At 71.0% G+C, this 24,414-nt stretch carries 19 protein-coding genes; 14 read left to right on the top strand and 5 right to left on the bottom strand.

Annotation, left to right across the window (positions count from 1 at the left end; genetic code table 11):
• Positions 1 to 98: 98 nt before the first annotated feature.
• From pcaC to OG622_RS11155, 3 genes are all read left to right on the top strand, one after another.
• Complete coding sequence (gene pcaC / locus OG622_RS11165; RefSeq protein WP_371575348.1) at positions 99 to 1,397, top strand: 4-carboxymuconolactone decarboxylase; 1,299 nt, start codon at positions 99 to 101, stop codon at positions 1,395 to 1,397.
• 63 nt (positions 1,398 to 1,460) lie between these two features.
• Positions 1,461 to 2,096: an MBL fold metallo-hydrolase gene (locus OG622_RS11160; protein ID WP_371575346.1), complete on the top strand. Its 636-nt coding sequence runs from the start codon at positions 1,461 to 1,463 to the stop codon at positions 2,094 to 2,096.
• A 71-nt stretch (positions 2,097 to 2,167) separates the two neighbouring features.
• Complete coding sequence (locus tag OG622_RS11155; RefSeq protein WP_371575344.1) at positions 2,168 to 2,947, top strand: exodeoxyribonuclease III; 780 nt, start codon at positions 2,168 to 2,170, stop codon at positions 2,945 to 2,947.
• A gap of 11 nt (positions 2,948 to 2,958) precedes the next feature.
• Here OG622_RS11155 and OG622_RS11150 read toward each other — a convergent pair whose 3' ends face one another.
• A complete protein-coding gene (locus tag OG622_RS11150) occupies positions 2,959 to 4,749 on the bottom strand; it encodes an SGNH/GDSL hydrolase family protein (protein ID WP_371584065.1) in 1,791 nt (596 codons plus the stop codon).
• Between the two features lie 194 nt (positions 4,750 to 4,943).
• On the opposite strand from OG622_RS11150, the gene OG622_RS11145 reads away from it, so the two are divergent.
• Together OG622_RS11145 and OG622_RS11140 are read left to right on the top strand one after the other, a co-directional pair.
• The gene (locus OG622_RS11145; RefSeq protein WP_371575342.1) at positions 4,944 to 5,390 is read left to right on the top strand and encodes a DUF6278 family protein; all 447 of its coding nucleotides are present in this window, start codon (positions 4,944 to 4,946) and stop codon (positions 5,388 to 5,390) included.
• A gap of 210 nt (positions 5,391 to 5,600) precedes the next feature.
• On the top strand, positions 5,601 to 6,344 hold the full coding sequence (locus OG622_RS11140) for an amino acid ABC transporter ATP-binding protein (RefSeq protein WP_371575340.1): 744 nt from the start codon (positions 5,601 to 5,603) through the stop codon (positions 6,342 to 6,344).
• Positions 6,345 to 6,499: 155 nt separating this feature from the next.
• On the opposite strand, the gene OG622_RS11135 is transcribed toward OG622_RS11140, so the two are convergent.
• Both OG622_RS11135 and OG622_RS11130 read right to left on the bottom strand, forming a co-directional pair.
• Entirely contained in the window at positions 6,500 to 8,098 is a 1,599-nt protein-coding gene (locus tag OG622_RS11135) for an alpha/beta fold hydrolase (RefSeq protein WP_371575338.1), read from the bottom strand.
• A 107-nt stretch (positions 8,099 to 8,205) separates the two neighbouring features.
• Positions 8,206 to 8,967 (bottom strand): hypothetical protein, encoded by a 762-nt coding sequence (locus tag OG622_RS11130; protein ID WP_371575337.1) that lies wholly within the window; start codon positions 8,965 to 8,967, stop codon positions 8,206 to 8,208.
• Positions 8,968 to 9,149: 182 nt separating this feature from the next.
• Between OG622_RS11130 and ggt the strand changes: the two genes are divergently transcribed.
• Positions 9,150 to 10,955, top strand: a complete 1,806-nt coding sequence (gene ggt, locus OG622_RS11125; RefSeq protein WP_371575335.1) for a gamma-glutamyltransferase — start codon at positions 9,150 to 9,152, stop codon at positions 10,953 to 10,955.
• A 19-nt stretch (positions 10,956 to 10,974) separates the two neighbouring features.
• Here the strand turns inward: ggt and OG622_RS11120 are convergent, their stop codons facing one another.
• Both OG622_RS11120 and map read right to left on the bottom strand, forming a co-directional pair.
• A complete protein-coding gene (locus OG622_RS11120) occupies positions 10,975 to 13,554 on the bottom strand; it encodes an ATP-dependent Clp protease ATP-binding subunit (protein WP_371575333.1) in 2,580 nt (859 codons plus the stop codon).
• Between the two features lie 135 nt (positions 13,555 to 13,689).
• On the bottom strand, positions 13,690 to 14,457 hold the full coding sequence (gene map / locus OG622_RS11115) for a type I methionyl aminopeptidase (RefSeq protein ID WP_371575331.1): 768 nt from the start codon (positions 14,455 to 14,457) through the stop codon (positions 13,690 to 13,692).
• 73 nt (positions 14,458 to 14,530) lie between these two features.
• Here map and OG622_RS11110 point away from each other — a divergent pair, with 73 nt between their 5' ends.
• The 8 genes from OG622_RS11110 (at position 14,531) to OG622_RS11075 (ending at position 24,292) form a co-directional block, all read left to right on the top strand.
• Entirely contained in the window at positions 14,531 to 14,806 is a 276-nt protein-coding gene (locus tag OG622_RS11110; protein WP_371575329.1) for a helix-turn-helix domain-containing protein, read from the top strand.
• A 178-nt stretch (positions 14,807 to 14,984) separates the two neighbouring features.
• Complete coding sequence (locus OG622_RS11105) at positions 14,985 to 16,655, top strand: hypothetical protein (RefSeq protein WP_371575327.1); 1,671 nt, start codon at positions 14,985 to 14,987, stop codon at positions 16,653 to 16,655.
• Between the two features lie 258 nt (positions 16,656 to 16,913).
• The gene (locus OG622_RS11100; RefSeq protein ID WP_371575325.1) at positions 16,914 to 17,756 is read left to right on the top strand and encodes a nitrilase-related carbon-nitrogen hydrolase; all 843 of its coding nucleotides are present in this window, start codon (positions 16,914 to 16,916) and stop codon (positions 17,754 to 17,756) included.
• Between the two features lie 92 nt (positions 17,757 to 17,848).
• Positions 17,849 to 19,135: an aspartate aminotransferase family protein gene (locus OG622_RS11095; RefSeq protein ID WP_371575323.1), complete on the top strand. Its 1,287-nt coding sequence runs from the start codon at positions 17,849 to 17,851 to the stop codon at positions 19,133 to 19,135.
• A 26-nt stretch (positions 19,136 to 19,161) separates the two neighbouring features.
• Positions 19,162 to 20,727, top strand: coding sequence for a PucR family transcriptional regulator (locus OG622_RS11090; protein WP_371575321.1), 1,566 nt, complete (start codon positions 19,162 to 19,164; stop codon positions 20,725 to 20,727).
• Positions 20,728 to 20,882: 155 nt separating this feature from the next.
• The gene (locus OG622_RS11085; protein WP_371575319.1) at positions 20,883 to 21,725 is read left to right on the top strand and encodes a nitrilase-related carbon-nitrogen hydrolase; all 843 of its coding nucleotides are present in this window, start codon (positions 20,883 to 20,885) and stop codon (positions 21,723 to 21,725) included.
• Between the two features lie 129 nt (positions 21,726 to 21,854).
• On the top strand, positions 21,855 to 23,258 hold the full coding sequence (hydA, locus tag OG622_RS11080; RefSeq protein WP_371575317.1) for a dihydropyrimidinase: 1,404 nt from the start codon (positions 21,855 to 21,857) through the stop codon (positions 23,256 to 23,258).
• Positions 23,259 to 23,272: 14 nt separating this feature from the next.
• Positions 23,273 to 24,292, top strand: coding sequence for a TIGR03842 family LLM class F420-dependent oxidoreductase (locus OG622_RS11075; protein WP_371575315.1), 1,020 nt, complete (start codon positions 23,273 to 23,275; stop codon positions 24,290 to 24,292).
• Positions 24,293 to 24,414: the final 122 nt, after the last annotated feature.

Raw genomic sequence — 24,414 nt, 5'->3', positions numbered from 1 at the left:
AAGACGATGTGAGAGTTGCCCGCTGATGTTCGGGAGCTGTCCGGGCTGATTCGGGGGCCTGGGACCGAGCACCGAGGAAGGGACGTTAGCGTGGAGCGGTGAGTGAGACGCAGACCCCCGCCCTCCAGTACCGGTTCGACGGGCCGGACGACGCCCCGGTCCTGATCCTCGGACCCTCGCTCGGTACTACATGGCACATGTGGGACCGGCAGGTCCCAGAACTGACCAAACAGTGGCGGATCTTCCGCTTCGACCTGCCGGGCCACGGTGGTGCGCCCGCGTACCCGGGCGGCTCGGTCACCGAGTTGGCCGCCCGGCTGCTGGCCACGCTCGACGCCGTCGGGGTGCAGCGGTTCGGTTACGCGGGCTGTGCGCTCGGCGGCGCCATCGGCGTCGAGCTCGCGCTGCGCCATCCCGAACGCATCGCCTCGCTCGCGCTGATCGCCGCCTCGCCCCGCTTCGGCACGGCCGACGAGTTCCGTCAGCGCGGGGTGATCGTGCGGACGAACGGCCTCGACCCGATCGCCCGTACGTCTCCGGACCGCTGGTTCACCGGCGGGTTCGCGGCGGCTCAGCCGGCGATCACCGAGTGGGCCGTGCAGATGGTGCGCACCACCGACCCCGGTTGCTACATCGCCGCCTGCGAGGCGCTCGCCTCGTTCGACGTGCGCGGCGAACTCGGCCGTATCGGCGTCCCCACCCTCGTCCTCGTCGGCTCCGACGACCAGGTCACCGGCCCCGCCGAGGCCCGCACGCTCGTCGCGGGCATCCCGGACGCCCGGCTCGCCGTCGTACCCGGCGCCTCGCACCTCGTGCCGGTCGAACAGCCCGCCGCCGTCACCGACCTCCTCGTACGGCACTTCTCCACCGCCTGGCAGCCCGCCTACGACTCCATCACCGGCCAGGTCGCCATCCCGGCGGCCCCGGTCAAGCCGGTCCTCGCCGCCGTTCCGCCGCAGACCGGACCGGTCGCCGAGATCGCCCCGGCCGCCGCCCAGCCCGAGGCGCTGGGCAGACCGGACCCGTACGACGCCGGGCTCAAGGTCCGCCGCGAGGTGCTCGGGGACGCGCATGTCGACCGGGCGCTGGCCTCGGCGGACGAGTTCTCCGGCGACTTCCAGGAGTTCATCACCCGCTACGCCTGGGGCGAGATCTGGGACCGGCCCGGTCTCGACCGCCGCTCCCGCAGCTGTGTCACGCTGACCGCGCTCGTCGCCGGCGGACACCTGGACGAACTCGCCTTCCACACCCGCGCCGCCCTCCGCAACGGCCTCACCCCGAACGAGATCAAGGAAGTCCTCCTCCAGGCCGCCGTCTACTGCGGGGTGCCGGCCGCGAACAGCGCGTTCCGCGTGGCCCAGCAGGTCATCCGCGAGGAGACCACCCCCGAGGAGTGAGCCCCGGTGCCGAGCCCGGCCGCCGGTGGGCGCACAACCGGTGGCCGGAGGCAGGATGGACCCATGAAGCTCACCAAGAAGTCGCACGCCTGCGTCCGTCTGGAGAAGGACGGACGCACGCTCGTCATCGACCCGGGCGGGTTCAGCGAGGAGGACGCCGCGATCGGCGCGGACGCCGTCCTGGTCACGCACGAGCACATCGACCATTTCGACGAGGGACGGCTGCGGACGGCCCTGGAGGGCAACCCGGCCGCCGAGATCTGGACCCTGCGGTCCGTCGCCGAGAAGATCTCCGCCGCCTTCCCCGGCCGGGTGCACACCGTCGGCCACGGCGACACGTTCACCGCCGCGGGCTTCGACGTCCAGGTCCACGGCGAGCTCCACGCCGTCATCCACCCGGACATCCCGCGCATCACCAACGTCGGCTACCTCGTCGACCGCGGCCGGGTCTTCCACCCTGGCGACGCCCTCACCGTCCCCGACCATGCCGTCGAGACGCTGATGCTCCCCGTCATGGCCCCCTGGAGCAAGATCTCCGAAGTCATCGACTACGTCCGCGAGGTGAAGCCGCACCGCGCGTACGACATCCACGACGCCCTCCTCACCGACCTCGCCCGCCCCATCTACGACCGCCAGATCGGCACCCTGGGCGGTGCCGAGCACCTGCGTCTCGCCCCCGGCACCTCGGCGGACGTCTGAGCAGCGCGCACGTCGTCGTCGGCGACCGGGCGTGACCGGCGTTGTCGGACCCGCCCGGTAGGTTGTGAGGCATGCGCATCGCGACCTGGAACGTGAACTCGATCACCGCCCGTCTCCCGAGGCTCCTGGCCTGGCTGGAGAGCAGCGGCACCGACGTGCTCTGCCTCCAGGAGGCCAAGATCGCCGAGGACGGCTTCCCGTTCGACGCGCTGCGCGAGGCGGGCTACGAGGCGGCGGTGCACGCGACGGGCCGGTGGAACGGCGTGGCGGTGATCTCCCGCGTCGGCATCGAGGACGTGGTCAAGGGCCTGCCCGGCGACCCCGGCTACGACGGCGTCGTGGAGCCCCGCGCGATCTCCGCGACCTGCGGCCCGGTCCGCGTCTGGTCGGTGTACGTGCCGAACGGCCGCGAGGTCGACCACCCGCACTACGCGTACAAGCTCCAGTGGTTCGAGGCCCTCAAGGCCACCGTCGCGGGCGACGCGGCCGGCAGCCGCCCCTTCGCCGTCATGGGCGACTACAACGTGGCGCCGACGGACGACGACGTGTACGACGTCGCCGCCTTCGAGGGCCTCACCCATGTCACCCCCGCCGAGCGTGCCGCCCTCGCCTCCCTCCGCGAGGCCGGCCTCTCCGACGTCGTCCCGCGCCCCCTCAAGTACGAGCACCCCTTCACGTACTGGGACTACCGCCAGCTCTGCTTCCCGAAGAACCGGGGCATGCGCATCGACCTCGTCTACGGCAACGAGGCGTTCGCGAAGGCCGTGACCGACTCGTACGTGGACCGGGAGGAGCGGAAGGGCAAGGGCGCGTCGGACCACGCGCCGGTCGTGGTGGACCTGGAGGTGTAGTTTCCGGCGGCTCAGAGGAGCCTGAGGTCCACCGACTCGGCCAGCACGGCCAGTCCCGTTTCGTTCGGATGCAGATGGTCCCCGCTGTCGTACGCGGGAAATAACCGGGCCGGGCGATCGGGGTCGCGCAGCACCACGTCGAAGTCGAGGATCCCGTCGAACTCCTCGTTCCCCCGGATCCACTCGTTCACCGCGACCCGCCGCTCGTCGGCGTCGGCCGTGCAGCGGGACTCGCCCTCGCACGGCGCGATCGTCGCCACGAGCATGCGCAGTCCCCGCTCGTGCCCCCGGGCCGCGATCTCCCGCAGTCCGGCGACGACCTCGCCCGCCGTCGCACCCCAGCGGACGTCGTTGACGCCCTGGAAGACGACGGCGGTACGGGCGGAGGTCTGGGCGAGGACGTCACGGTCGAGGCGGTGCAGGGCGCTCACGCCGCCCGTGTCGGTGGAGACACCGTCGCCGGGATAGCGGTCGGTGACCACCCGGTTCGCCGAGATCCCCTGGTTGAGGACGCCGTAGCGCGGGACCTCGTCCTGGGCGAGCAGCCGCCCGGCCAGCACATCCGGCCACCGCCGGTTCGCGTCGGCCGTCACCCTCTCGCCGTCGGTGATCGAGTCCCCGAGGAGCACGACGGAGCCCGGCCCGCCGCCCACGTCCACACCGGTCAGCAGCGGCCAGGTCGTGAGCGTCGAGGTGTACGCAGTCGCCGAGCCCTCGCCCGCGTGGTCCCCCGGCTCGCTCACGTACGACGTCTGCTGGGCGAGCCGGTGCACCGGGGCGGCCGTCACCGTGCCCGGCAGGTGGAAGCTCACCAACAGGTTGGTGTCCGGCGGCACTTCGAAGCCCAGCGGGTCGCTGAACGCCTGGGCGCCCGCCGGGATACCGGTACCCGCCGCGCCCCCGAACGACAGCGGCACCGGCGCGCTGCGGGCGGTCGCCCCCGCCGCCTGCAACGCCACCGTCGCGCTGCCCACCCGTACCGGCGCCGACGCGAAGGTGTTGTCGAGCCGGATCCGGACCCGGGGCCCGCCCGCCGAGGTGTGGACGACGAGCCGCAGTGTGCGGTCGGTCCAGGGGCCGACGGCCGTGTATCCGGAGGCGGAAGCGGCCCAACCGCCGGTCCAGCCGGGCGACTCGGGGCGGACGGACAGGGCGAACACATGCAGGTCCCGGTTGCGCGGCAGGGTCACTGAGGCGACTTCGCGGCCACGCGTGACCGGCACGGTGACGACGTACAGCCGTGCCTTCTCGGTGAGTTGACCGCCGGGAGTGTTGATGTGAGGGAGCGCCACGGCTTTGGTGGCGAGCGGGCCGGTGCGCCAGTCCGGGGCGGTCAGGCGGTACGCGGAGCGGGCGCCGCTCGTGTAGCGGACCGTACCGGTGCCGGTCGCCTCGGTGCCGCCCGTGGCGGCGACGAGGAAGGCGAGGGCGTCTCCCCGGCCCCGTACACGGACGGACTGGCCGGCGGCGCGTACGTTGTCGGGCTCGCCCGCCGTGCGGCGCGGCCAGGTCAGGCGCGCGCCCTGAACGGTCAGCGCGCGTCCGGGTGTCCACCCGGCGGCCGTCAGGTCGGTGGCGGAGAGGGAACCGCCGGAGCCGTCGAAGTCGGCCTCGGCGGGCCGCGCGTCGTCGCTGACCGCCCGATTGTCGAAGAGGCGTTCCAGCGGCACCGGTTCGGGCACCGGGCCGCCGGCGGCCCGGGCGGTGGCGACGGGTGCCACCGCCGCCAGAAGTGCCAGTACGACGGTCGTTCCCCGGACGCGTCGGCGCACGCGTGACCCCTCCCGCTCACTGATGACCATGTTGGCGACGATGGCGATCGATGACGACGGATGCGACATCGGTACAACGATGAGACGACAGATGCGTCATGAAGCCAATGAGGCGTCAGGAACCCGTCCATGAGGCGGGCTCGAAATGCGAACGAACTCCCGGCGAACAGTCGGTCCCCGCGCGCCTGTGGTGCTGAGGGTGATGCGGATGACACGCTGAGCGCATGAACATCTCTTTCCTGGGCAACTGGCGCAAGAGGCGTGACTCCGTTTTCGGGGTCGCGGTGTTCACCGGCGGCGACGGTGACGACGGTCACGAAGGACTCGCCGAACTCCTCTCCGAATGCGAACTGCTGCGCGCGCAGGCCGCACAGGCCGGTGTTCGACTGGACGACTCCGCAGCCTCGCTGGAAGCCCTCGACCAGCTCGTTCCGCGCTGGCGCGACGACGAGGAGACCGTGGCCTGGCTCGGGAACGACGCCGGGCTCTACCTGGGCACGGTCGTCGTACGGACCGTCCCCGGCGCCCGCTGGGAGATCTGGCCCGATGGGCAGCCCGTGGTGCGCCTGATGTCCGGCCGTGAGATCGACGTGGTCGAGGCCGGCCACGAGTGGGCCGCGAGCGGCGCACCGGAACTGTCCCAGCTGTACGCCGAGGTCGCGGAGGGATGACGGCCTCCCGCGCCGTCCCGCACGCTGTCCTCCGCGCCGCCTGCGACGTGGCCGACTCCTGAAAATACGGCTAATCCCTGACAGTGCGTGTCGTCCCTGAGGGCAACATCCGTCCGGATAGTTTGCGGCACCTGCGACACGACACCAACACGACACGACACGACACGACACGACATGGCACGGGCCGAGAGCGAGTAGGGCGGGCAGGGCATGGCGGTCGATCCGCTGATCGAGATGCACGACGTGAACAAGTACTTCGGCGAGCTGCATGTCCTGCAGGACATCGACCTGACCGTCGGCAAGGGGGAGGTGGTCGTGGTCATCGGCCCGTCGGGGTCGGGGAAGTCGACGCTGTGCAGGGCGATCAACCGGCTTGAGCCCATTCGCTCCGGCACGATCCTGCTCGACGGGCAGCCGCTGCCGGACGAGGGCAAGGCCCTCGCGGCGCTCCGCGCGGACGTCGGAATGGTCTTCCAGGCATTCAACCTCTTCGCGCACAGGACGGTCCTGCAGAATGTGTCGCTCGGTCAGGTCAAGGTCCGCAAACGGAAGAAGGAGGACGCCGACAGGCGCTCCCGCGAACTCCTCGACCGTGTCGGCCTCGCCGACCAGGCGACGAAGTATCCGGCGCAGCTCTCCGGCGGCCAGCAGCAGCGCGTGGCCATCGCCCGCGCCCTCGCCATGGACCCCAAGGTCATGCTGTTCGACGAGCCGACCTCGGCCCTCGACCCGGAAATGATCAACGAAGTCCTCGAAGTCATGCAGCAGTTGGCACGTGAGGGCATGACCATGGTCGTCGTCACCCATGAGATGGGCTTCGCCCGCTCCGCCGCGAACCGTGTCGTCTTCATGGCGGACGGCCGCATCGTCGAGGACCGCACTCCGGACGGCTTCTTCACGAACCCGGAGAGCGACCGTGCCAAGGACTTTCTCTCCAAGATCCTCAAGCACTGACCACCGCCACTGGACCCGGCGCGGGCCTCGACTACGATGAGCGGTTCATCCACTTGGGGTGAGCGAGGCCGTGGACGCCACCCCCGGCCGAAAAGGGATGCTGCTGCCAGGCGCGCAGTAGCCAGGGGCCAGGCCCGCCCGGCAGCAGCCGGAGATCACTGCTCGCGCAGCGGGATCGACACGTACGACGGGTCGTTCGGCGGCGAGGAGAAGGTCAGCTGCGCGCCGGTCGGGTTGTGCTCGATGTAGAGCGGGTCGACCGTGTCGACGACCAGGGCGAGACGGTGGCCCGCCGGAACGTCGTAGGCCGTGGAGAGCAACTCCAGGTCCACGCCGAACGGCTTGCCGGGTGTCTCGCCGTGGAAGGTGTACGGCGCGTGGCTGACCAGCTTGCCGAGGCCGAGCGGGCCCACGTCGTACAGGTAGGCGACGAGGGTGCCGCTCTCCTTGGTGGCCGTGACCGTGGTGTGCAGCTTCGCGGTCCCCCGCACGGACCGCGCCGTCGCGTACTTCTCCGACTGCCACACGGCCGCCCAGCGGCGCGGCAGCAGCGGAATCGAGGCCACGGGCGGCAGTTGGGCCACCTGGTCCAGGATGCTGGAGAGGAAGACGACACCGCCGTCCGCGCCCGAGTCGACGTTCGCGCGGATCGTGGTGCCGCCCGTCAGGGCGATCTTCTCGCGGGTCGCGGTGACCGACTTCCAGTCCGGGTAGCCCTCGAAGGCGCCGCCCGTACGGGACTTGAGCCGTACGGGCTGCTCGCGGTCGATGCCGTTGGGCGTGCCCTTGAGGTAGCGGTCGAACCAGCGCTGGGTGTCCGTCCACACGTCGTTGGGCAGCCCGAACAGTCCGGTCGCCTCCGTGGTGGCGTGGTCACCGGGGCGCAGTTCCAGCCGCTTGGGGCCGGTGAGCTTCTCGTAGAAGTCGGCGTACTGGTTGGGCGGGAAGATCGAGTCGCCCCAGGCGTTGGCGAGCATGACCGCCGTGCCGTTGGTGTTGAGCTGGTCCAGGTAGGTCTCGGGGGAACGTTTCTTCCCCCAGGCGATCATGTCCTCCTCCTTGGCCAGGTTGGAGGCGTAGAAGTTCTCGAAGAGCTGCTGGAGTTCGGGGCCCTGGCGGCCGGTGATCCGTCCGGCGCCGTCCAGGAGGGCGGCTGCCTGGAGGTGCTGGGTGCGCCCGCCGTAGATCGAGTCGATCAGGTCCGCCCAGCCGCTCAGCGCGGCGACCGCCTTGACGCGCTTGTCGTGCGCGGCGGTGAGCAGGCTGATGCCCGCGCCGTACGACAGCCCCGCCATGCCGATGCGCGCGGCGTCGGCCGAAGTGTTCGCGAGGGCCCAGTCGATCACCTTGGAGGCGTCGGCTGTGTCGGGTGGCCCCGCGACCTCTATGTATCCGCCGGATTCCCAGAAGCCGCGGACGTTGTAACTGACCACGACGTAACCGGCTTCGGCGAGCTTCCGTGCCTGGGCCAGGTACTCGACCTGGGGGAGGCCCCAGCTCGTGGGCAGCACGAGGAGGGGGTGGGCGCGCGAGGCGTCCGCGGGCGCGACCACGTTGGCCTTGAGGACCGTGCCACCGTCGCCCTCGATGTCGACGAAGCGCGTGGTGGGGTCGGCGGTGGCGCCGGACGCCGCCTCGGCGGCGGGGGCCAGGCCGAGGGCCGTACCGGCGACCAGGGTGGCCGAGACGGCGCCCGCGGCGCTCGTACGCAGGGCCCTGGCCGTACGCGATGTGGTGCCGTGCTGGTGTCTCACGGGTCGCTCCTCACTCGTGTAAGTGCAAAGTGACCCGACGGTAACCGGACTCCCTTACCGGAAGTAACTCCCCAGTAAGTTACGTGACGGTAACGTTCAGCCGTGAACTAGGAGGCGCGGTGCGAGATCTGTGCCGGGGCCGACGGGGTCGGTGCCGGGGCCTGGGCCGCGCGGGTGACGTCCGAGACGAGCTCGACCACATCGGGGCCGTACGCCTGGGAGTTGACGACCTTCAGGAGGAGGACGAAGGTGCCGGTGCCGTACTTGCGGTGCAGGCGCTCGTGGTTGCGGGCGAGGTAGCGGGTGGCGGCCTGGTTGGTGATCGCGCGCTGGCCGCAGAAGAGGAAGACGGGCCGGGACTGGTCCGGCTGACCGGTGGTGAGCCGGGCCAGGACGACGTGCTCGGTGATGCCGGGGTCGAGGCGGTACTGCTCGCTGCCGACGTGCAGGGCGGCCCGGTCGGGGCCGGGATCGGGGTCGAGGTTGAAACGGATACCCGGCAGCATGGCCGCTATGTGGGCGGCCATACGCCGGTTGGAGCCGGGCCCTCCCACGCAGAACTCGGTGCGTTCGCCGAAGCCCTGCTGGGCGGCGTCCTGGGTGATGATCTGTGCGTGCGCGCCGCAGTCCTTGATCAGTGCGGAGAGCTCCAGCAGTGCGAACACGTCGAAGCGGTGCACCGCCAGATTCACTGTGGACGGATCGCGGCTGACCACCAGCAAGGACTCGGAGTTGTCGGGCAGTCCGAAGAACGTCTGCTTCCGGCGGAGTTTCCGCTTCCACAGGTACGTCCGGAAGAGCCAGCCCAGCGAGGCACTGAGCCCCGCCGCGATCACGCCGAGGACGATATTGCGCACGTCGTCATTCATGGCCGCGCATGGTAGCGGGCGAGCCGAACCCTGTCCGAATCCCTGTCCGATTCCGTGTCTGGTGTCCTGGTTCGGCGTGCCGTCGCGAGAGCGGTGCGGGTCCGCCGGATGGCCGAGACGCCGCTGACGGGGCCATGGCACCCGCGTTAGTCTGCGCGGACGGTCCTTGACTGGAGGTACGGATGCGTCTGCGTCGTCCTGTCGCGCGGAAACTGGCTGTGCTGGCGGCAACGTCCGCCGTGGTGTCGATGGGCGCGGCCCCGCCGTCCCTGGCCGCGACGGACACCGTCGAGAAGGCCCCGGTCGCCGTCGGCTACGGCGGCGCCGTCTCCAGCGTCGACCCGGACGCCTCCGCCGCCGGCATCGAGATGCTCCGCAAGGGCGGCAACGCGGTGGACGCGGCCGTCGCCACGGCCGCCGCGCTCGGCGTCACGGAGCCCTACTCCTCGGGCATCGGCGGAGGGGGCTACTTCGTCTACTACGACGCCAGGTCCCGTACGGTGCACACCATCGACGGCCGGGAGACCGCACCCCTGAGCGCCGACGAGAGCCTCTTCCTGGAGAACGGCGCGCCGATCCCGTTCGCCGAGGCCGTCACCAGCGGGCTGAGCGTCGGCACGCCCGGGACCCCGGCAACCTGGCAGACGGCGCTGAGCAGTTGGGGCACCAAGTCGCTCGGCAAGCTGCTGAAGCCCGCCGAGAAGCTCGCCCGCGACGGCTTCACCGTCGACCCGACGTTCCGCGCCCAGACCGCCTCCAACGAGGCCAGGTTCCGTAACTTCCCGGCCACCGTCGACCTCTACCTCCCCGGCGGGCAGCTGCCGGTGGTCGGCTCGACCCTCAAGAACCCCGATCTGGCACGCACCTACGCCGAGTTGGGCCGCAAGGGCGTCGGCGCCCTCTACCGGGGCGACCTCGCGCAGGACATCGTCGATACGGTCAACAAGCCGCCCGTGGACCCGAGTTCGGGCTACAACGCCCGCCCCGGCGACCTGACCACCGCCGACCTCGCCGCGTACCGCGCGAAGCGCCAGGCGCCCACGAAGGCGAAGTACCGGGGCCTCGGCGTCTACGGAATGGCCCCCTCCTCCTCCGGCGGCACGACGGTCGCCGAGGCGCTCAACATCCTGGAGCGGACCGACCTCTCGAAGGCGAGCGACGTCCAGTACCTGCACCGCTACATCGAGGCCAGCCGTATCGCGTTCGCCGACCGTGGCCGCTGGGTCGGTGACCCCGCCTTCGAGGACGTACCGACGAAGGGGCTGCTGTCGCAGAGGTTCGCCGACTCGCGCGAGTGCCTGATCAAGGACGACGCGGTGCTCACCAGCCCCGTCGCGCCGGGCGACCCGCGCGATCCGGCGGCCTGCGCGACGGGCGGGACGGCAGCGCCGACGACGTACGAGGGTGACAGCACGACCCATCTCACGGTCGCCGACAAGTGGGGCAACGTCGTCTCGTACACACTCACCATCGAGCAGACCGGCGGCAGCGGTATCACCGTGCCGGGCCGGGGCTTCCTGCTCAACAACGAGCTGACGGACTTCTCCTTCACCCCGGCCAGCCCTGCCGTGCACGACCCGAACCTGCCGGGGCCGGGCAAGCGGCCGCGCTCGTCGATGTCGCCGACGATCGTGCTCGACCGGCACGACAAGCCCGTGGTGGCGCTCGGTTCGCCGGGCGGCGCGACCATCATCACGACCGTGCTGCAGACCCTGACCGGCTTCCTCGACCGGGGCCTGCCGCTGGTCGACGCGATCGCCGCGCCACGCGCCAGCCAGCGCAACCAGACCACCACCGAGCTCGAACCGGGCCTGTGGAACAGCCCGTTGAGGACCGAGCTCGAAGCAATCGGGCACGGCTTCCGGCAGAACCCGGAGATCGGCGCGGCCACGGCCGTCCAGCGCCTGTCGAACGGCAAGTGGCTGGCCGCCGCGGAGACCGTACGGCGCGGGGGCGGCGCGGCGATGGTCGTGCACCCCACGGAGTAGGTGTCAGCGAGGGCAGGTGTCACTGTGGGGCGGGCGGCGTCGTTCGGAAGGCGAGCCGCCCGTCCTCCACGGCCTCCACGTCCGCCACCACCCGGCTGCCGGACGGCAGCCGACCATCGAGGAGCAGTCGGGACAGGGGGTTCTCGACCTCCCGCTGGATCGTGCGGCGCAGCGGGCGGGCGCCGTACTCGGGCTGGTCACCGTGGCGGGCGAGCCATTCGACGGCCCTCTCGGTGAACTCGATGGTGACGCCCCGCGCGTGCAACCGGTGCCGGGTCCGCTCCAGCAGCAGGTCGGTGATCCGCCGCAGTTGGTCGTCGGTGAGCCGGCGGAAGACGACGATCTCGTCGACGCGGTTGAGGAACTCGGGCCGGAAGTGCTCCCGCAGCGGCCGCAGGATCCGCTCGCGCCGGTCCTCCTCGACCGCCTCCGCATCGCCCGCCGAGAAGCCCAGCCCCGACCCGCCCCGGCCGATGGCCTCCGAGCCCAGGTTGCTGGTCATGACGACCACGGTGTGGGTGAAGTCGACCGTGCGGCCCCGCGCGTCGGTGAGCCTGCCGTCGTCGAGGACCTGGAGCAGCAGGTTGAAGACGTCCGGGTGGGCCTTCTCCACCTCGTCCAGCAACAGCAGCGCGTACGGATGCCGTCGTACGGTCTCCGTCAGCTGCCCGGCCTCCTCGTGGCCGACGTAGCCGGGCGGGGCGCCGACCAGCCGGCTGACGGCGTGCCGCTCCTGGTACTCGCTCATGTCGAGCCGCACCATCCGGTCCTCGCCGCCGAAGAGGGCCTCCGCCAGCGCGCGGGCCAGTTCGGTCTTGCCGACGCCGGTCGGGCCCAGGAACAGGAAACTGCCGATCGGCCGTTCGGGACTGGCCAGCCCGGCGCGCGAGCGCAGCACGGCGTCCGCCACCACACGCACCGCCTCGTCCTGCCCGACGACCCGCTGACGCAGCCGCCGTTCCAGCCCGAGCAGCCGTTCCGTCTCCTCCTGCGTGAGGCTGCTGACGGGGATGCCGGTCTGCCGGGAGACGACCTCGGCGATGTCCTCGGCGGTGATCTCCAGACTCTGCCCGTCGTCGGCCCGCTTCTCGCCGCGCCCTTCGGCGATCCGGTCCCTGAGCTCGCCGATCCGGTCCCGCAGGCGGGTGGCCTGCTCGTACTGCTCACCCGCGACCGCCTGGTCCTTGTCCCGGGTCACCCGCTCGATCTCCCGTTCCAGGGCCCGTACGTCCGTCCCCTTCGTCCGGGCGCGCAGCCGGACCCGGGCCCCGGCCTGGTCCATCAGATCGATGGCCTTGTCGGGCAGCCGGCGGTCGGTGAGGTACCGGTCCGACAGCTCCACGGCGGCCACCAGGGCCTCGTCGCCGTAGCGGACCTGATGGTGGGCCTCGTACCGGTCACGCAGCCCGCGCAGGATCTCCAGGGCGTCGTCGCCGTCCGGCTCGGGGACCAGCACCGGCTGGAACCGGCGGGCCAGCGCCGCGTCCTTCTCGATCCGCCGGTACTCGTCCAAGGTCGTCGCCCCGACGATGTTCAGCTCGCCGCGGGCCAGGGCCGGCTTGAGGATGTCGCCCGCGTCCAGCACGCTGCCCTCGCCCGAGCCGGCGCCCACGACCGTGTGCAACTCGTCGATGAAGACGACCAGTTCCTCGGAGTGCGCGCGGATCTCGTCGACGATGTTCGTCAGCCGTTCCTCGAAGTCGCCCCGGTAACGGGTCCCGGCGACCACCCCGGACAGATCCAGGGCGACCACCCGGCGCCCGGCCAGCACATCGGGCACGTCCCCCTCGGCGACGCGCTGGGCCAGCCCCTCCACGATCGCGGTCTTGCCGACGCCCGCCTCACCGATGAGCACAGGGTTGTTCTTGCCGCGCCGGGAGAGCACTTCGACGGTCTGCTCGATCTCCTCCTCCCGCCCGATGACCGGGTCGATACGGCCCTGAAAGGCGAGGTCGGTCAGGTCGCGGCCGTACTTGTCCAGGGTCGGGGTGGCGGTGGGGGTGCGGCGCGGCAGGTCGGAGCGCGGAAATCCGGCGAGGGGGATTCCGGCGGGCGGGGGCGTCGTCGGCGGCTCCGACGCGTCCGGCGGCAGCGCGGAGGCCGAGAGGTGCGCGGCTCCGAGGATGTGCCCGGCGGCCGAGTCGGGGTTGGCGGCGAGGGCGCTCAGGACGTGTTCGGGGCCGATGTGGCCGGAGCCGGTGACCCGGGCCAGTTCGTGCGCGTCCAGCAGGGCCCGTTTGACCGCGGGGGTCAGTGCCAGGGACGCGGGCGCCGGCCCCTGGCCCGGCTTGTGCCGCTCCGGGCCCGACCGTTCGTCGATCTCACCGGCCAGCGCGTCGGGGTCGGCGCCCGCGCGGGCCACCAGACTTCGGGTCGGCTCGGTGTTCAGCGCGGCGCGCAGCAGATGCTGGGTGTCCAGGTCACTGCTGCCGTGCCGTGCCGCGTACGCCGCGGCGTCGGCCACCAGTTGGCGGGCCTGGCCGCTCATCAGCCGGCCGATCTCGATCCGCTGTGGGCGCGGCCCACCGAAGAAACGGGCGAAGAACTCACTGAAGGGGTCCGGACCGTAGCCCTCGGGCCCCGGGAATCCGCTGTTCATTCGCCACCGGGTTCCCATGCGCGGCGGGGCTACACCAGGGCGCCGTTGGGGATACGGGTTCGCTTTGGGGGCGTGGGTGCGGGTGCGGATGCGTGGGGGCTTCCCGCGCGGCTCGACGGCGCTTCGAAGTCCCCGTCACCGCGCGGTCAGTACCCGCGGCCCGGCATCCGTGATGGCGACCGTATGTTCCGCATGAGCCGCCCGGGACCCGTCGTCCGTGCGCAACGTCCACCCGTCCGGCGCCGCGTGGTACCCGTCGCCGCCCCCGCCGATCAGCATCGGCTCGATGGCCAGGACCATCCCGTGCCGCAGCTTCATCCCGCGTCCGGGCCGCCCCTCGTTCGGTACCCCCGGGTCCTCGTGCATGTGGCGGCCGATCCCGTGCCCGCCGAACCCGTCGGGAATCCCGTACCCGGCGGCGCGGCACACCGTGCCGATCGCGTGCGCGATGTCGCCGATGCGGTTGCCGACGACGGCCGCCTCGATGCCCGCGGCGAGGGCGCGTTCGGCGGTCTCGACGAGCCGCAGGTCGGCGGCGCGCGGCTCGCCCACCACGAAGCTGATCGCCGAGTCCCCGACCCAGCCGTCCAGTTCGGCGCCGAAGTCCATGGAGACGAGGTCGCCGTCGCGCAGCCGGTACGCCGTCGGGATGCCGTGCACGATGGCGTCGTTCACGGAGGCGCAGATCACGGCCGGGAAGGGCGTGGGCGCGAAGGAGGGGCGATAGCCGAGGAACGGCGACGAGGCGCCCGCCCCGCGCAGCACCTCGTGTGCCACCTCGTCCAGTTCGAGCAGGGAGACGCCCACGTCGGCGACGCTCCGCACCGCGGTCAGCGCTCGTCCCACGACCTGCCCGGCCTCGTACATCGCGTCCATCGACGCATCCGTCTTCAGTTCCACCATGCCAATTACTATACCGCTCGATACCCAATTAATATACCGGTCCGCCGACGGGGATCGGTATTAGAATGGGGTCATGGTGCGCACCCCCCTGACCCCCGAAGAGCACGAACGCGGCGAGCGGCTCGGCCGATTGCTGCGCGAGGCGCGCGGCGGTCGCAGCATGGCGGAGATCGCCGCCCGCGCGGGTATCTCCGCGGAGACCCTGCGGAAGATCGAGACCGGCCGAGCTCCCACCCCGGCCTTCTTCACGGTCGCCGCCCTCGCCCGCGCGATGGGTCTGTCCATGGACGAACTCGTCACGCTATGCGCACCGGCCGCCGCGCCGGCCCCGACGGCCGCGGTCGCCTGAACTGTTCGCCGTCATGGCCGGAGTCGGTCGTCGCGGTGGCCTGAACCCCTCACGCACAGCTGTCACAGGGCCGCGCACAGCACTCTGCGTCCGCTCCGAAAACTTCGCGTAGCCGTCCTGTAACACAACTGGTGTTTTCTTACGGGCCGGAGCACTCCAGTCTGCCGGGGAGCATGGAATGGCTGTGGATCAACTCCCGGGACAGGTGCGGGAGTTCGCGGGATACCTGAACAAGCTGATGACGAAGCTCGACCAGGGCGGTGGCTGGTGCGCCGTTTTCTGGCAGCGCGACCCCGACGGCATGCGTGCCTGTCTGGACGGCCTGGAGGTGCCGCCCTGGGACGTCGTGGAAGCGCTCATGCACGACCTCAACACCGCGTACGGTCCCGCCGCGGCGGCCCAGGAGACCGAGCGGGCCCGTGCTCTGCACAGCGCCTCGCTCGCCGCGTACGACTCCCGGCCCGGCGGCCGTGACGCTCTCCGTGACAGGCTCGACGTCATGCTCCGCGAGCAGCGCCACGCCGCCGAACGCACCGCCGAACTGACCCGCCTGCTCCAGGCCGCCACCTCCCAGGTCGAGGCCGACTCCGTCCGCCTCGACCTGGCCTGGGCCCACAACGACCGCGAACGCGCCACGGCCCGCTGCACAGAACTGCGCACCCGCATCGAGGACGCCGACCGCCGCGCCCCGCACAGCCCCGTGCGGGGCGCCACGCACGTTCCGGAGAACACCGCCGGGGACGTCTTCCGAGTGGGAGCGCCGGAACCGGAGGAACGCACGGCCGACTCGGCGCAGCGCCTCGGCGGACGTACGTATGAGGAGCAGTACGGCGGCGGGCAAGCGCACGCGGACCAGTACGGCGGCGGGCGCACGCGTGAGGACCAGTACCTCGGCGGACGTATACGCACGGACCCGTACGGCGGCGGACGTGCCCCCGACAGTCCTGCGCCCGGCAGCCGTACCCCCGAGGGGGCCGCCGCACACGACGCCCGGCGTGACACCTACACGGCCGCCTTCCCCGAGCCCGACGAAGAGGCCCGGACCGCGTCCACCGCCGACCCCGAGCCCGGCCCCCACAACCCCGCTCCGGAGGCCGCCGCCCCGGCGCCCGCCAAGCAGCGTGCCAAGCGCCGCCCACGAGGGGGCGCCCGTTTCGCCGGGGCGATGGAGGCCGAGGAGGCTCCGCCCGTCGTCGTGCCCGTGGCCGCGCCGGCCGCGGGCCGCAAGGGGCGCGCTCCCCGGGGCGCCCGGTACGCGGGTGTCGCGGAGGGGGCCGAGGCGGCGGCACCGAAGCAGCCGCAGGCGCGGCAGCCGCTGGACGACGAGGCGCGGCGGGAGGTCGCCGACACCGTGCAGGGGTTGGTGCGGCTGCGCCGGGAGGGCCGCAGCGGGGAGGCGCACGCCCTCCTCGTGGAGGTCGCGCGGTGGCCTGCCGCCCGCTTCCCGCTGCTCGCGGCCGACCTTCGCCGCGCGGGGCTGGGCGCCGACTGGGCGACCCTGTTGTGGGAGGCCGGCTCGCTGCCCGCCGACCGACTGGTCGCGGTCGCGGACGCCCTGAACGCGGTGGGCCGCGCCTCGGACGGCGAGCAGGTGCTGCGGCAGGGCGTCTCACGGCCCGCCGAGGAGATCGGCGAGGCGGTGCTCGCGTTCACCACCGAGGGGCGTGAGCGGGAGGCGCGTGCGCTGCTCGACGTGTATGTACGCGTGCGTACACCGGAGGAGGCGGCGCGCACCGCGGAGGCCGATCCGCGACGCCTCAAGCCCCTGGTGCTGGCGGCGGCGCGCGCCGTCTCCGAGGAGCGTTGCCGAGAGGTCGTGCACGCGCTGCGCGTGCAGGGAATCACCTGACCCGCCCCGCCACCTCCGACCCACCGGCCGCGCCCGACAGCCGCCCGTGGGGCCGCCCGTGGGACGGCCGGGGCGCCGGCCGGTTCGGCGCGCGAAACACAGAGGTAATCGCCCACTGGAGTGCGAAACGTGATCGACTCGGCCGGTTGACGACGATGGTCTTGCCCAGCCAGTCGACGGGGCTTAGTTTCAAGCCTCTACGGCCTGCTTCTACGGGCGTAGAGGCTCGCTGAGGTCCCTGTCGAAGGAGCACCTGACATGGCCAACGTCGTACGCGCCGCCCTGGTCCAGGCGACCTGGACCGGCGACACCGAATCCATGGTCGCCAAGCACGTCGAGCACGCCCGCGAGGCGGCCCGGCAGGGCGCCAAGGTGATCGGCTTCCAGGAAGTCTTCAACGCGCCCTATTTCTGCCAGGTCCAGGAACCCGAGCACTACGCCTGGGCGGAACCCGTCCCGGACGGCCCGACCGTCACGCGGATGCGGGAGCTGGCCCGCGAGACCGGCATGGTGATCGTCGTCCCGGTCTTCGAGGTCGAGCAGTCCGGGTTCTACTACAACACCGCGGCGGTGATCGACTCCGACGGCACCTACCTCGGCAAGTACCGCAAGCACCACATCCCCCAGGTCAAGGGGTTCTGGGAGAAGTACTACTTCAAGCCCGGAAACCTCGGCTGGCCGGTCTTCGAGACGGCCGTCGGCAAGGTCGGCGTCTACATCTGCTACGACCGCCACTTCCCGGAGGGCTGGCGCCAGCTCGGTCTGAACGGCGCCCAGCTCGTGTACAACCCGTCCGCGACCCACCGGGGCCTGTCCTCCCACCTGTGGCAGCTGGAGCAGCCCGCGGCAGCCGTCGCCAACGAGTACTTCATCGCCGCGATCAACCGGGTCGGCGTGGAGGAGTACGGGGACAACGACTTCTACGGCACCTCGTACTTCGTGGACCCGCGCGGCAAGTTCGTCGGCGAGGTCGCCAGTGGGCACGACGAGGAACTCGTCGTACGGGATCTCGACTTCGACCTGATCGAGGAAGTGCGGCAGCAGTGGGCGTTCTACCGGGACCGTCGGCCCGACGCGTACGAGGGGCTCGTACAGCCGTGACCGCGTGCGAAGGACTCGTGCAGCCCTGAGGTGGGCACGTACAGCCGTGACACACGCAGAACCCGTACAGCAGTGAAAGGAGTGGTGCAGCCGTGACCGACGAACTGCTCGGACGCCACAAGGCCGTACTGCCCGACTGGCTCGCGCTCTACTACGCGGACCCGCTGGAGATCACCCACGGCGAGGGCCGCCATGTCTGGGACGCCCGGGGCAACAAGTACCTCGACTTCTTCGGCGGCATCCTCACCACGATGACGGCGCACGCGCTGCCCGAGGTCACCAAGGCGGTGAGCGAGCAGGCCGGGCGGATCATCCACTCCTCGACGCTCTACCTCAACCGGCCGATGGTCGAACTCGCCGAGCGGATCGCGCAGATGTCCGGCATCCCGGACGCCCGCGTCTTCTTCACCACCTCCGGCACCGAGGCCAACGACACCGCGCTGATGCTGGCGACGACGTACCGCCGCAGCAACCAGATCCTGGCGATGCGCAACAGCTACCACGGCCGCTCGTTCAGCGCGGTCGGCATCACCGGCAACAAGGGCTGGTCCCCGACCTCGCTGTCACCGCTCCAGACGCTGTACGTGCACGGCGGCGTCCGGACCCGCGGCCCGTACGCCGACCTGAGCGACGCCGACTTCATCACGGCCTGCGTCGCCGACCTGGAGGACCTGCTCGGCCACGGCCGGCCGCCGGCCGCGCTGATCGCCGAGCCGATCCAGGGCGTCGGCGGCTTCACCTCACCGCCGGACGGCCTGTACGCGGCCTTCCGCGAGGTGCTGCAGCGGCAGGGTGTGCTGTGGATCGCGGACGAGGTGCAGACCGGGTGGGGCCGCACCGGCGACAACTTCTGGGGCTGGCAGGCGCACGGCCAGAACGGGCCGCCGGACATCCTCACCTTCGCCAAGGGCATCGGCAACGGCATGTCCATCGGCGGTGTCGTCGCCCGCTCCGAGGTCATGAACTGCCTGGACAGCAACTCGATCTCGACCTTCGGCGGCACCCAGATCACCATGGCCGCCGGGCTCGCCAACCTGAACTACCTGATCGAGCACGACCTCCAGGGCAACGCGCGCCGCGTCGGCGGACTGCTCATCGAACGGCTGCGCGCGATCACCGCCCAGATCCCACAGGTGCGGGAAGTACGCGGCCGGGGGCTCATGATCGGCATCGAGCTGGTCAAACCCGGCACCGACGAGGCGAACCCGGAGGCCGCCTCGGCGGTCCTCGAAGCCGCCCGCCGGGAGGGCCTGTTGATCGGCAAGGGCGGCGGCCACAACACCAGCGCGCTGCGCGTCGCGCCCCCGCTGGCGCTGACCGTCGCGGAGGCGGAGGAGGGCGCCGACGCCCTCGAACGTGCTCTGAGGAGCATTCAGTAACACCAGATGTAAGGAAACCCAGCGCCATGACCACCGCCTTGGAACCCGCCCTGTCGGTACGCCAGGTCCTCAACCTGGACCGGGTCCTCGCCGGAGAGCCCGAGGTGGTGGCCGGGGCCGGTCAGCTCGACCGGCCCGTGCGCTGGGTGCATGTGGCCGAGGCCCCCGACGTGGGCGTGATGCTCACCGGCGGCGAGATGGTCCTCACCACCGGGGTCCTGCTCGCCGGGAACGTCGAGGCCCAGGCCGAGTACATCCGCTCGCTGTACCGGGCCGAGGCCGCGGCGGTCGTCCTCGGTCTCGGCCGGGCCTTCCCGACGCCGCCCGACGTGATGCGCCGGGCGGCGGAACGGTGCGGTCTGCCCATGGTGGTGCTGCACCGGCCGTTCCCCTTCGCCGAACTGACCGAAGAGGTGCAATCCCGGTTGGTGCGGCGGAAGTTCGCGGCCGTGAGCCTGTCGGAGGCCGTCCGCACGGCCCTGACCGGACTGATCACCGCCGGTGCCCCGCTGCAACGGCTCCTCGACGAGATCGCCAAGCACGCGGGCTGTCCGCTCGTCGTCACCAACCTCGCCCATCGCGTCCTCGCCACGGCGGGGGAGCGGTCGGCGGTCGACGACGTGCTGCGCGACTGGGAGCGGATCTCCCGACAGGCGGGCGGCAGCGCGGGCGACGGCTGGGCACGGGCCGAGCTGGGCGGGCGCGGGGAGCGCTGGGGACAGATCGTGCTGTGCGGGTACCGCGGCGACACCGCCACCGGGCGGCTGCTCGCGGACCGGGCCGCCGAAGCGCTCGTCCTGCACCGCATGCTCGGCGGTGCGGCGCACTCCTGGGAGGAGCAGTCCGCGCAGAGCCTCCTGACGGACCTGGTCTCCGGAGTCGTACCGGCCCGGCAACTGCTGCCGAGGGCACGGGCGGCCGGGCTCCCGGTCAACCGCCGTACGTTCGTACCGCTCGTCGTACGCGACGAGGAACCGGCCCAACTCGACCGCGTACTGCGGATGCTGGGCCTTCCCGGGCTCGTCGCCGAACTGGCGGAGGGTGCCACCGCCGTACTCCTCAGCCTCGCCCGGGACCAGGACGCGACCGCGCTCACCGCGCACTTCGCGACCCGGCTGCGGTCGGAGTCGGGGGTGCGGAAGCCGGTCGTGGCGGCCGCTGAGGCGCGGACCACCTGGGAGGACGTGCCGGGCGGGCTGCGGGAGGCCCGGCATGTGGCGGACGCCGTCGCCCAGTCCTCGGGGACCGGGCTCGACGTGCCGCTCGTCGTACGTCTGCGGGACGTGCATTTGCGCGGCCTGGTCCGGCTGCTGCGGGACGACCCGCACGTACAGGCCTTCGCCGAGCGGGAGCTGGACGGGCTGCTGTGCGGCGACGGACACGCCGAGCAGGATCTGCTGCCCGTACTGCGGACCTACCTCGCGACCGGCCGCAACAAGTCGCACACGGCTCAGCTGCACCACGTCAGCCGGCCCGCGCTGTACCGACGGCTCGAAGCCATAGAGGCCCGCCTCGGCGTGGACCTCGACGACTTCGAACAGGCCGCGTCGGTCCACATCGCCCTCCTCGCCCACGACGCGCAACAGGGCTGAAACATGCCGGGACCTGCGAAAACGGCGGTGAAACATGCGTCCGCGAAGAGGTGACACGGTGGAACGCGAAACGCCCGCAGACGTGACACCGTGCAACTCAAACCCGACTTCCGGACTCCATACGCTCGCCGCACACCGAGTTACCGGAGGTCCCGATGAGCAGAGTCATCCGCGCAGCCATCTTCCAGACGGCCTGGACCGGCGACAAGGAGTCGATGATCCAGGTCCACGAGCAGGCGGCCCGCGACGCGGCCGCGCAGGGTGCGCAGGTCCTGTGCTTCCAGGAGCTGTTCTACGGTCCCTACTTCTGCCAGGTCCAGGACAAGGCGTTCTACGAGTACGCCGAGCAGATCCCCGACGGCCCGATCGTCAAGCGCTTCCAGGCGCTCGCCAGGGAGCTGGGTCTCGTCCTCGTGCTGCCGATGTACGAGGAGGAGCAGCCGGGCGTCCTCTACAACACCGCCGCCGTGATCGACTCGGACGGCAAGTACCTCGGCAAGTACCGCAAGCACCACATCCCCCAGGTCCCCGGCTTCTGGGAGAAGTTCTACTTCCGCCCCGGGAACGCGGGCTGGCCCGTCTTCGACACCGCTGTGGGGAAGATCGGCGTCTACATCTGCTACGACCGGCACTTCCCGGAGGGCTGGCGTGCGCTGGGCCTCGCCGGCGCCGAGATCGTGTTCAACCCGTCGGCCACCTCGCGGGGGCTGTCCCGCTACCTGTGGCAGCTGGAGCAGCCGGCGTCGGCCGTCGCCAACGAGTACTTCATCGGCGCGATCAACCGGGTCGGCGTCGAGGAGCTGGGCGACAACGACTTCTACGGCACCTCCTACTTCGTGGACCCGGAGGCCCAGTTCGTGGGCGAGGTGGCCAGCGACAAGGAGACCGAACTCGTGGTCCGCGACCTGGACCTGGCCAAGCTCCGCGAGGTCCGCGACCGCTGGCAGTTCTTCCGCGACCGCCGCCCGGACGCGTATGCCCCGCTGACGGCCCCGTAACGAAGCCTTCCCGCGCCCCTCCGCTGGTGAGGGGCGCGGGGCAGTGCCTGATATGCGGCTTCCGCCGCGTGGGCGCAACCAGCCACCGACGACCGGCACTTTCCCGACAACCGAACGGAGCGTGAACCCATGGTCGGCCGTACCCTCATCCGCGGCGGTCTCGTCATCACCGCGTCCGACGAGATCCACGCCGACGTACTGATCGAGGACGGCCGAGTCGCCGCCCTCGCGGCGAGCGGCACCCCGGCCGCCGAGGCCTGGACCGCCGAACGCACCATCGACGCCACCGGGAAGTACGTGATCCCCGGCGGCGTGGACGCCCACACCCACATGCAACTCCCCTTCGGCGGCACCTCCGCCTCCGACACCTTCGAGACCGGCACCCGGGCCGCGGCCTGGGGCGGTACGACGACGATCGTCGACTTCGCCGTGCAGAGCGTCGGCCACGCCCTCCGCGAGGGCCTCGACGCCTGGCACGCCAAGGCGGAGGGCAACTGCGCGATCGACTACGGCTTCCACATGATCGTGTCGGACGTGAACCAGGACACGCTGAAGGAGATGGACCTGCTGGTGCAGGAGGGCGTCACCTCCTTCAAGCAGTTCATGGCCTACCCGGGCGTCTTCTACAGCGACGACGGCCAGATCCTGCGCGCCATGCAGCGCTCCGCCGAGAACGGCGGCCTGATCATGATGCACGCGGAGAACGGCATCGCGATCGACGTGCTGGTCGAACAGGCCCTGGCACGCGGGGAGACGGACCCGAGGTACCACGGCGAGGTCCGCAAGGCCCTCCTCGAAGCCGAGGCCACCCACCGCGCCATCAAGCTGGCCCAGGTCGCCGGCGCCCCCCTGTACGTCGTGCACGTCTCGGCGATGGAAGCGGTCGCCGAGCTGGCCAGGGCGCGCGACGAGGGGCTCAACGTCTTCGGGGAGACCTGCCCGCAGTACCTGTTCCTGTCGACGGACAACCTCGCGGAGCCGGATTTCGAGGGCTCCAAGTATGTGTGCAGCACGCCTTTGCGACCGCGCGAGCACCAGGCGAAGCTCTGGCAGGGCCTCAGGACCAACGACCTCCAGGTGGTCTCCACCGACCACTGCCCCTTCTGCTTCGTCGGCCAGAAGGAACTCGGACGCGGCGACTTCTCCAAGATCCCCAACGGGCTGCCGGGCGTCGAGAACCGGATGGACCTGCTGCACCAGGCGGTCGTCGACGGGCACATCTCGCGCCGCCGCTGGATCGAGATCGCCTGCGCGACCCCGGCCCGCATGTTCGGCATGTACCCGAAGAAGGGCACCATCGCGCCGGGCGCGGACGCCGACATCGTCATCTACGACCCGCACGCCGAGCAGGTCATGTCCGCCGAGACACACCACATGAACGTCGACTACTCGGCGTACGAGGGCAAGCGCACCACCGGCCGGGTCGAGACGGTCCTCTCGCGCGGCGAACTCGTCATCACCGAGCGGGAGTACACGGGGCACGCCGGGCACGGCGTCTACACCCCCCGCTCCACCTGTCAGTACCTCAACTAGGAGTGGCGCCCATCATGGACTTCGGACTCGTCCTGCAGACCGACCCGCCGGCCTCGCGTGTCATCGAGCTGATGAAGCGCGCCGAGGACAACGGCTTCACGTACGGCTGGACCTTCGACTCCGCCGTGCTCTGGCAGGAGCCGTTCGTCATCTACAGCCAGATCCTGTCCCAGACCACGAAGCTGACGGTCGGCCCCATGGTCACCAACCCGGGCACCCGCACCTGGGAGGTCACCGCCTCGACCTTCGCCACGCTCAACGACATGTTCGGCAACCGCACGGTCTGCGGCATCGGCCGCGGCGACTCCGCGATGCGGGTCGCGGGCCGCAAGCCCAACACCCTGGCCCGTATCAGCGAGGCCATGAAGGTGATCCGGTCGCTGGGCAGCGGGGGAGAGGCCGACCTCGGCGGCACGGTCATCAGCTTCCCCTGGATCAAGGATGACGCCGAACTCCCGGTCTGGATGGCCGCGTACGGCCCCAAGGCCCTGAAGATGACCGGTGAGGAGGCCGACGGCTTCATCCTCCAGCTCTCCGACCTGTACCTCACCGAGTACATGGTCAAGGCGGTCAAGGACGCGGCCGTGGCCGCCGGGCGCGACCCGTCCGAGGTGAAGATCTGCGTGGCGGCACCCGCGTACGTCACCGAGGACGACTCGCCGGAGGCGCTGGCCCACGCGCGTGAGCAGTGCCGCTGGTTCGGCGGGATGGTCGGCAACCACGTCGCCGACCTGGTGTCGAAGTACGGTGAGCACTCCGCGGCCGTACCGGAGGAGCTGACGGACTACATCAAGGCACGTGAGGGGTACGACTACTCCCACCACGGGCGTGCCGACAACCCCGACACCCAGTTCGTGCCGGACGAGATCGTCGACCGGTTCTGCGTCATCGGTACCCCCGAGGCGCACATCGAGAAGCTCAACGCACTGCGCGCACTGGGCGTCGACCAGTTCGCGGTCTACGACATGCACGACGCGCAGGAGCGGGTGATCGACGTGTACGGCTCGACGGTCATCCCGGCTCTCAACGACTGACCGGGCTTCCCTTCCGGAAACCGGCCTTCCCTTCCGGAACAGGTCGGCGACTGCAAGAATCCGGCCACCCCGATAAATCGGAACCAACCGCTCCACTTCTGGAACCGACCGCTCCATCTCCG

Origin of the sequence: Streptomyces sp. NBC_01314, assembly GCF_041435215.1 — a bacterium.
In the GTDB taxonomy this organism is placed as follows: Bacteria; Actinomycetota; Actinomycetes; order Streptomycetales; family Streptomycetaceae; genus Streptomyces.
This window is presented reverse-complemented; position numbering and strand designations above follow the sequence as displayed.

Excerpts from the sequence above, each read along its gene's own strand:
- OG622_RS11160 (WP_371575346.1), top strand. The coding sequence starts at position 1,461 with ATGAAGCTCACCAAGAAGTCGCACGCCTGCGTCCGTCTGGAGAAGGAC.
- OG622_RS11155 (WP_371575344.1), top strand. The coding sequence starts at position 2,168 with ATGCGCATCGCGACCTGGAACGTGAACTCGATCACCGCCCGTCTCCCG.
- OG622_RS11150 (WP_371584065.1), bottom strand. The coding sequence starts at position 4,749 with ATGGTCATCAGTGAGCGGGAGGGGTCACGCGTGCGCCGACGCGTCCGG.
- OG622_RS11145 (WP_371575342.1), top strand. The coding sequence starts at position 4,944 with ATGAACATCTCTTTCCTGGGCAACTGGCGCAAGAGGCGTGACTCCGTT.
- OG622_RS11140 (WP_371575340.1), top strand. The coding sequence starts at position 5,601 with ATGGCGGTCGATCCGCTGATCGAGATGCACGACGTGAACAAGTACTTC.
- OG622_RS11130 (WP_371575337.1), bottom strand. The coding sequence starts at position 8,967 with ATGAATGACGACGTGCGCAATATCGTCCTCGGCGTGATCGCGGCGGGG.
- ggt (WP_371575335.1), top strand. The coding sequence starts at position 9,150 with ATGCGTCTGCGTCGTCCTGTCGCGCGGAAACTGGCTGTGCTGGCGGCA.
- OG622_RS11120 (WP_371575333.1), bottom strand. The coding sequence starts at position 13,554 with ATGAACAGCGGATTCCCGGGGCCCGAGGGCTACGGTCCGGACCCCTTC.
- map (WP_371575331.1), bottom strand. The coding sequence starts at position 14,457 with ATGGTGGAACTGAAGACGGATGCGTCGATGGACGCGATGTACGAGGCC.
- OG622_RS11110 (WP_371575329.1), top strand. The coding sequence starts at position 14,531 with ATGGTGCGCACCCCCCTGACCCCCGAAGAGCACGAACGCGGCGAGCGG.
- OG622_RS11105 (WP_371575327.1), top strand. The coding sequence starts at position 14,985 with ATGGCTGTGGATCAACTCCCGGGACAGGTGCGGGAGTTCGCGGGATAC.
- OG622_RS11100 (WP_371575325.1), top strand. The coding sequence starts at position 16,914 with ATGGCCAACGTCGTACGCGCCGCCCTGGTCCAGGCGACCTGGACCGGC.
- OG622_RS11090 (WP_371575321.1), top strand. The coding sequence starts at position 19,162 with ATGACCACCGCCTTGGAACCCGCCCTGTCGGTACGCCAGGTCCTCAAC.
- OG622_RS11085 (WP_371575319.1), top strand. The coding sequence starts at position 20,883 with ATGAGCAGAGTCATCCGCGCAGCCATCTTCCAGACGGCCTGGACCGGC.
- hydA (WP_371575317.1), top strand. The coding sequence starts at position 21,855 with ATGGTCGGCCGTACCCTCATCCGCGGCGGTCTCGTCATCACCGCGTCC.
- OG622_RS11075 (WP_371575315.1), top strand. The coding sequence starts at position 23,273 with ATGGACTTCGGACTCGTCCTGCAGACCGACCCGCCGGCCTCGCGTGTC.